3 protein-coding genes are annotated in these 5,597 nt (G+C 62.8%); all 3 read right to left on the bottom strand.

From position 1 onward, the window contains the following. The coding region (locus WBV42_RS14125; RefSeq protein WP_423986594.1) for a BCCT family transporter at positions 1 to 1,170 on the bottom strand (1,170 nt) is incomplete at its 3' end. 424 nt (positions 1,171 to 1,594) lie between these two features. Next, positions 1,595 to 2,833, bottom strand: coding sequence for a threonine ammonia-lyase (gene ilvA, locus WBV42_RS14120; RefSeq protein ID WP_423986593.1), 1,239 nt, complete (start codon positions 2,831 to 2,833; stop codon positions 1,595 to 1,597). Between the two features lie 20 nt (positions 2,834 to 2,853). Beyond that, the gene (locus WBV42_RS14115; RefSeq protein WP_423986592.1) at positions 2,854 to 5,364 is read right to left on the bottom strand and encodes a GcvT family protein; all 2,511 of its coding nucleotides are present in this window, start codon (positions 5,362 to 5,364) and stop codon (positions 2,854 to 2,856) included. Positions 5,365 to 5,597: the final 233 nt, after the last annotated feature.

Here is a 5,597-nt window from a genome sequence, read left to right as displayed (position 1 = left end):
CGCCAGCGTCGTCGCGACGACGCCGACGAACGTCACTTCGCGGATGGTTCGTCCGTACGAAATCCGCGCGAGGAAGATTCCGGAGAAGGGTGCCCACGAGAACCACCACGCCCAGTAGAAGATGGTCCAAGCCCCGACGAACGACGACCCCGTCGCCGCGCCGGTGAACAGGCTCATCTTGATGAACTGATTGAGATACCGGCCGACGGCCTGCGTCCCCAGATTGAGCACGAACGAGGCCATCCCGTTGTAGATGCCGATGCAGAAGACCAACACCCCCAGCAGGACGAACACGATGACGTTCAACTGCGATAGCCGTTTGATACCCTTCTCGACGCCGCTGATGACCGAGAGCGTGAACACCGTCGTCACGCCGATGATGACGAGGATGATTCCGAGGTCGCCGAGTTGGATGCCGAAGATATCGATCGGAAGCGCTGACGCCGCCTGCGACGGCGTCCGCGCCGACCCGAACTGGTAGTCCATCCCCATCAGCAACTGTTGGCCGATGAACCCGAGCGACGTGGCGATGCCGCCCATCGTCCCGAACACCGCGATGAGGTCGACGGCGCGCGCGAAGTAGCTGTCGTCCAAGTTATCGACGCCGACGATCGGCGCGATGACGGTCGAGAACTTGAACGGCGCACCCCGCTTGTGCGCGTAGTAGCCGATGGGAACGCCGACGATGAGGTAGGCCGCCCACGCCGAGATGCCCCAGTGGAAGAACGTGTACTGAAGCGACCCCAACATACGCTGTTTCGCGGGGGCGTCCGCACCGGCGAGGGGCGTGCCGCTCCCGTAGTGGAAGATGGCCTCCGCTGGACCCCAGAAGACGATTCCGGCGGCGATTCCGGCGGAGAAGAACATCGCAAAATAGGAGAGGAAGCTGTGTCTCGGTTCCGCGTCGGGCGGCCCGAGTTTGATCTTCCCCCACGGGCCGAAGATGAGGAACGTCGTGAATCCGACGAATATCAACATCGCCCAGAGGTAGAACCACGAGAAGTTGGACCACAACCAGTGGTTGACCCGTTTCATTGCAGTTCCTGCCGCCTCCGGGCCGACGATTGCGACGTACAGAAGGAACGCAACCGCGGTCAGAATTCCGAACCCGAACACCAGCGGATCGATCTCGTCTACGAACTCGCGAAGGTAACCTTGTTGTTGGCTCATGTTGCTCATACTCCTCTCGGAGTGTGCAGTACGCCGTACTGCGTCGTTCGAGCGGTCGGCGACGATGTCTTCTGCTCCCGGCGAATCGCGGTCCCCTCGACGGTGATTTCCGAACCGGTTGTATCACGATCGTCAGATCATGACCCGGGACGATGGACGAACGAAACGGATTCGACGGCGTGCGCGAATCCGTGCCCTGTCATACCATGACACAATACTACATACGTTTCTCTTGAGAATCGATAATAATAGCTCGTGTTCGTATGCTGTGGTGTACTTAAGCACTGATGAAAATTTAACGGCCGTTTCGTTTTACCGTAATCTCGCTTCGTAAGGTTTCATTTAAAACCCTCCGACCTACAAGATCGGTGAGTATCCGACGCACGGTGAGCAACTGTTCGGGATATCAGAAAGTCCATAAGGATCAGGAGTTGACGTGGACGACCTCGTAGGAGTGACCGCGTATCGAGCGGATGATGTTCCTCGCCTGTCCGGTGCCGCTCGTTTCGACCTGGAAGACGAGATACGCCTCGCCGACGTCCAGTTCGGGGGCCGACCTGTCGTGTCGGACGTTTCGGATGTTCGCCCCGTGATCCGCGATGATGCCGGACAGTTCCCGCATCTCGCCGGGTCGGTCGTGAATACGAACGCGAAGGCGGAGGAGTTGCTCGCGGTTCGTCAGCGCGTGGACCAGCACGGTCTGTAACATCGTCATATCGAGGTTCCCGCCGCAGAGCAACGGCATCACCGTCTCCCCTTCCACGTCGAGGGCTTCGCCCATGATGGCGGCGACGCTCGCCGCACCGGCACCTTCGACCACCTGCTTCGCCCGTTCGAGCAGGAAGAGGACCGCCCGCGCGATTTCGCTGTCGGTCACCGTGACGATTTCGTCGACGTGTCGGTCGATGAGCGAAAGCGTCAACTCGGAGATGCCGCCGGTGGCGATACCGTCCGCGATGGTGTCGACGGAGTCGAGGGTCTGTGGCATCCCCTTGTCTAGGCTACTCGGAACGGTCGCCGCGCCGGTGGCCTGCACGCCGACGATGCGCGTTTCGGGGGACAGTTCGGAAAACGCCGTCGCGATGCCGGAGATGAGGCCGCCGCCGCCGATGGGAACGACGACGGTGTCCACGTCCGGGAGGTCCTCGTACATCTCGACGCCGAGCGTCCCCTGTCCGGCGATGATCGCCGGGTCGTCGTACGCGTGGATGAGTTCCGCGGAACCCCCTTCCGCGAGGCCTTGTGCGTGGTTCATCGCCTCGCGGAAGTCCTGTCCAACCAGTTCCACCTCGCCGCCGTATCCCCTCGTCGCGTCGATCTTCGTCTGCGGGGCGGTCTTCGGCATCACGATGGTCGAATCGATGCCAAGTTCGGTCGCCGCCAGCGCCACGCCCTGCGCGTGATTGCCGGCGCTCGCCGCGACGACGCGGTCGACCTCCGTTCCAACCACGTCGCGTTCGATCTTGTTGTACGCCCCGCGCGTCTTGAACGACCCGGTCCACTGGAGGTGTTCCATCTTCAGGGACACCTCGCCGCCGGTTCGGTCGTCGAGGGACGTGCTTCGCTCGACGGGCGTTCGTTTCACGACCGACGGATCGTCGAGTCGGTCGATGGCCTGTTCGATAGCAGAAAACGGGAGTCGTTCCGACGTGTTGGTAGTCATCCGTAGTTCTCCGTCCCCGGTCAGCGCAGTATCTTCTCCCGGTCGGGGTCGAACAGCGGTTCGTTCCGAACCGTCGCGGCAAATCGCTCGCCTTCGTACTCCACATCGACCGACCGACCGGCGTCGGCGTACGCCGTCGGCAGGTAGGCGTAGGCGATACCGGCGTCGATAGTGTAGCCGTAATCGGCGCGCGTCGTGTACCCCAGCACCTCGTCGCCGTCGACGATGGGGTGGCCCGTGCCCACGACGATACCCGGTTCGTCAAGCGTGACGGGAACGAGTTTTTGGTCGATACCGGCGTCCGCCGCCTCGGCGAGCGCCTCCTTCCCGACGAACTCCGTCTCCATGTCCACCGCAAACGAGATGTTCGCCTCGTAGGGATTGTACTCCGGCGAGATGTCGGTCCCCCACAACCGGAACCCCTTCTCCATGCTCATCGAGTTGAGCGTCGCGTCGCCCATCGCGAGGACGCCGTGTTCCTCGCCTGCCTCCCAGACGGTGTCCCACAACTGCGCGCCGTACTCCTGCGGAGCGTACAGTTCCCAGCCGAGTTCACCGACGAACGAGACGCGAAGCATCGTCACCGGAACGCCCCCGACGTACGTCTCCTGGCAGGAAAAGAAGGGGAAGGCGTCGTGCGAGATGTCCGTCTCGACTACGCCTTCGAGGGTCTCTCGCGCCTTCGGTCCCCAGACGCCGAGGCCGCACCGAGCGGAGGTCCGGTCCACAACCTCGACGGTTCCGTCGTCGGGAGCGTGGTCTCGAATCCAGCGACCCTGCGTCGTTCCCGAGCTACCGCCGCCGGTCAGGATTAAGAATCGGTCCTCGCCGAGGCGGGAGACGGTCAAGTCGGCCAAAATGCCGCCGTCCTCGTTGAGCATCGTCGTGTAGCGCACCCGACCGGGCGAGACGTCGATGTCGTTCGAGAGCAATCCCTGCAGGAACCGTTCCGCGCCGGAACCGCGTACCTCGATGGCCGTGAAGGAGGTGAGGTCGTACAATCCGACCCTGTCGCGCACGGCCTGGTGCTCCGCCCCGTGGGCCTTCGACCAGTTCTTCCCGAGCCAATCGGGTCTGTCGGGAACGTCGTACTCGGAGAGCAGTGCCTCGTTCACCTCGTACCACTGCGGCGACTCCCAGCCATCGCTGTCGTAGAACTCCGCGCCGAGTTCCCGCTGGCGCGGATAGTACGGGCTTCGGCGCAGTCCGCGTCTTGTCCTCGGTTGGTTACGGGGATGGGTCAGTTGGTAGACCTCTCGGTACTGCTGGGCCGCCCGGTCGCGGACGAACCCGTCGGACCCGTGGTGTCCCTGAAATCGGTCGATGGACGCGCCGGTCACGTCCACCCGCTCGCCGTCGAGTCGCGGCGTACCGTTTGCCATCCACTCGGCGACGATGTTCCCGACGCCGCCCGATTGGGTGACCCAGACGGCGAGCGCCCACCACAACCCGTCGATGTCCTCCGTTTCGCCCAAGATGGGCATTCCGTCGGTGGTGAAGCAGAACATCCCGTTCATCTGGGTTTCCCAGTCACAGTCCTCGAACGCCGGAATCAGTTCGCTCGCGGCGTCGGCCGCCGTCTGCTCGTGGTCGGGATGCGTGTTCTCGACGAAGTGTTCGGCCGTGAACTCCCGGAGCGAGGGATATTTCAGGCCGAGGTCGTCCAGTTTCTCCGGCCCGTAGATGTCCTCGGGTTCGACGAGCAGGGGTTCGTGGTTGTACGACCCGACGCCGTACGAGTCGCCATGCTGGCGGAAGTACAGCGAGCGATCCTGATGGCGCAAGATGGGCTGTTCGATTGCCCGCTCGGAACCGGCCAGTTCGTCGATGGCGTCCGAGACGAGGTACTGGTGAGCACACGGTTTGAGGGGGACGTCGACGTCGACCATCTCGCCGAACAGCGGCCCCCAGATGTTCGTCGCCAGAAGCACCTCGTCGGCCTCGATACGGCCGTGTTCGGTGACGACGGCGTCTATCTCGCCGTCATCGACGTCGAGGTCGGTGACCTTCGCGTTCCCGTAGAATTCGGCACCGCGTTCGCGCGCCAGGTTCGCCATCGTCTCCGAAACGTCGACCGCGTGGGCCTTCCCGTCCGTGGGGACGTAGTAACCGCCGTGGATGGCGTCCGCGTTCACCTGCGGAACGCGCTCCTCGACCGCTGACGGCGACAACAGTTCCCCGTCCTCGACGCCGAACGAGCGGCCCCACTCGCGCTTCCGCTTGAGGAACTCCCATCGATCCTCCGTGTAGGCGACTTCGATGCCGCCGCACGTCCGAAAGCCGTCGAGGTCCTCGTACAGGTTCCGCGTGTACTGGGCCATCTTCGACATCAGTTTGTTATCGGCCGTCTGAAACACCAACCCCGGTGCGTGGGACGTCGATCCGCCCGTCTCGAACAACGGTCCCTGATCGACGACGACGACGTCCTCGCGGCCCAGTTCCGTCAAGTGATACGCCGCGCTACAGCCGACACAACCGGCTCCCACGACGAGCGTCCCGACTTCGTCGGGAAGTGTGCTATTTGCACTCATTTGTCACATGAACGTCCGTCGGACCGGGTGAAAAGGGTCAATGTGAGATAAGACAGGTATTGAAATTAGGTACCCGATTCGAGGGTGACGAGCGGGACGCCGTCGCTCGAAACAGTCCGACTCGAATCGTCACTCGAACCGGTCCAACTCGAACATCCCGATGGGATGGTCGGTCTCCCCCTCAGCGGCGAGGTCGGCGAGGATTTCGCCGACAACGCTCGAAAACTTGAATC

Origin of the sequence: Haladaptatus sp. (assembly GCF_049589095.1) — an archaeon.
Taxonomy (GTDB): domain Archaea; phylum Halobacteriota; class Halobacteria; order Halobacteriales; family Haladaptataceae; genus Haladaptatus.
Note: the sequence above shows the minus strand (reverse complement) of the source record. Positions and strands in the feature narration are given on the sequence as shown.

Bases quoted from the DNA above. Each gene is read 5' to 3' on its own strand.
- ilvA (WP_423986593.1), bottom strand. From the start codon at position 2,833: ATGACTACCAACACGTCGGAACGACTCCCGTTTTCTGCTATCGAACAG.
- WBV42_RS14115 (WP_423986592.1), bottom strand. From the start codon at position 5,364: ATGAGTGCAAATAGCACACTTCCCGACGAAGTCGGGACGCTCGTCGTG.